Raw genomic sequence first — 1,481 nt, 5'->3', positions numbered from 1 at the left:
GTAGCGGCGTCCGCCGCCGCTCGGTGAGCACGTTGGTCATGCCCATGGCGCGCAGATCGCGCATCAGGCCGAACGGATCGGCGTAGCGGACCGTCAGCGTGTCGGTATCCGCCACCGGCAGGGCGAAACCGGCCCGCTGGAGCAACCCGCCGGCCTCACGTACCGCCGCGAAGGGCGCCACGCGCGGGCTGATCCCACCCTCGACCTCGCTCTCGGCCTGGGCGAAGCTCTGGCGCAGCTCGGTCAGGGTGGCGCCGCCGAGCAGGCAGCCGAGGAACAACCCGTCCGGCCGCAGGGCGCGGCGCAGCTGGATCAGCGTGCCCGGGAGGTCGTTCACGGCGTGAAGGCTCAGCAGCGAGACGGCGAGGTCGAGGCTTCCGGCCGCCAGCGGCAGCGCCTCCGGGTCGCCGACGATCAGGCCGCCGCCCGTCTCGGGCCGGGCCGCTAGACGGAGATGCCGCGCCTCCGGATACCGGGCCGCGAGCATCCGGGCCGCCACCGGGACGGGCGTCGCGAGGTCGAGCACCGAAGTGAAGCGGCGCAGGACCGCCCCCAGGCGGTCATCGAGATCCTCGGCGAGCCGATCGACGAGGAAGCCCGCGTAGCCGCGGCCCTGGGCTCGGGCGAGGCGGCGGCGGGCGAGGGCCGTGTCGAACAGGGCGGAGGGAGCATCCATCGCGGGGGAGATGGCATCTGAAGCCGTCCCGCGCCACCTCTCGCACGGCCGCGCGCACGGATCCGTGAGCCGCGCTAGAATGTCGGAACGACTCGGCAGCGTCGCTGTTCCTGCTGCAACCGGCTCAAACGGCCGAGATTCGTCATGGAGCATTGATCATGAAGCGTATGCTCGTCGGGGCCGCCGTGGCCCTCACCACCCTCGCGGCCGCCGGCGGCGCCGAAGCCAAGGGCTGCATCAAGGGCGCCATCGTCGGCGGCATCGCGGGGCACTATGCCGGCCATCACGGCCTCGTCGGCGCTGCGGCCGGCTGCGCCATCGGCCGTCACCGCGCCAACGCCCGCGACCGCCAGATGCAGCAGCAGCAGATGGCGCCGCAGGCGCGCCCGGTCTCGGCTCAGTAGAAGCGCGGATTCGGGCGGCGCGTCCGCCGCATGACGGCTCTCGAGGCCGTCGCAAGGACCCTGCGCGGACTGCCGCGCGGGGTCGTTTCGCTGATCTATCCGCCCACCTGCGCGGGCTGCGGCGGCGCCACCGCGGATCCCGGCGCCCTGTGCCCGGCCTGCTGGTCGAGCCTGCGGCTGATCGAGGAGCCGGTCTGCCAACGCTACGGGACGCCGTTCGCGGTCGATCTCGGGGTCGGCCCGTTGCTCTCACCCCGGGCGATCGCCGAGCCGCCGGTCTTCGAGCGTGCCCGGTCTGTAGCCCTGTACGATGCGGTGGCGCGCCGCCTCGTCCATCGCCTGAAATACGAGGAGCGCCTCGATCTGGCCCGCGTCATGGCCCGGATGAGGCCGCGAGCGGC

General features: G+C 73.3%; 3 protein-coding genes. 2 read left to right on the top strand and 1 reads right to left on the bottom strand.

Annotation, left to right across the window (positions count from 1 at the left end; genetic code table 11):
* Positions 1-676 (bottom strand): methyltransferase domain-containing protein (locus I53_RS24800; RefSeq protein WP_043355748.1); only part of this gene is annotated, 676 nt, incomplete at its 3' end.
* Positions 677-834: 158 nt separating this feature from the next.
* Here I53_RS24800 and I53_RS24795 point away from each other — a divergent pair.
* Together I53_RS24795 and I53_RS24790 are read left to right on the top strand one after the other, a co-directional pair.
* A complete protein-coding gene (locus I53_RS24795) occupies positions 835-1,080 on the top strand; it encodes a hypothetical protein (RefSeq protein WP_043355746.1) in 246 nt (81 codons plus the stop codon).
* A 30-nt stretch (positions 1,081-1,110) separates the two neighbouring features.
* On the top strand, positions 1,111-1,481 hold a 371-nt coding region (locus I53_RS24790), incomplete at its 3' end, for a double zinc ribbon domain-containing protein (protein ID WP_043355744.1).

This window comes from Methylobacterium sp. B1, from assembly GCF_000333255.1.
GTDB classification, from domain to species: Bacteria; Pseudomonadota; Alphaproteobacteria; order Rhizobiales; family Beijerinckiaceae; genus Methylobacterium; species Methylobacterium fujisawaense.
Note: the sequence above shows the minus strand (reverse complement) of the source record. Positions and strands in the feature narration are given on the sequence as shown.

Bases quoted from the DNA above. Each gene is read 5' to 3' on its own strand.
- I53_RS24795 (WP_043355746.1), top strand. From the start codon at position 835: ATGAAGCGTATGCTCGTCGGGGCCGCCGTGGCCCTCACCACCCTCGCG.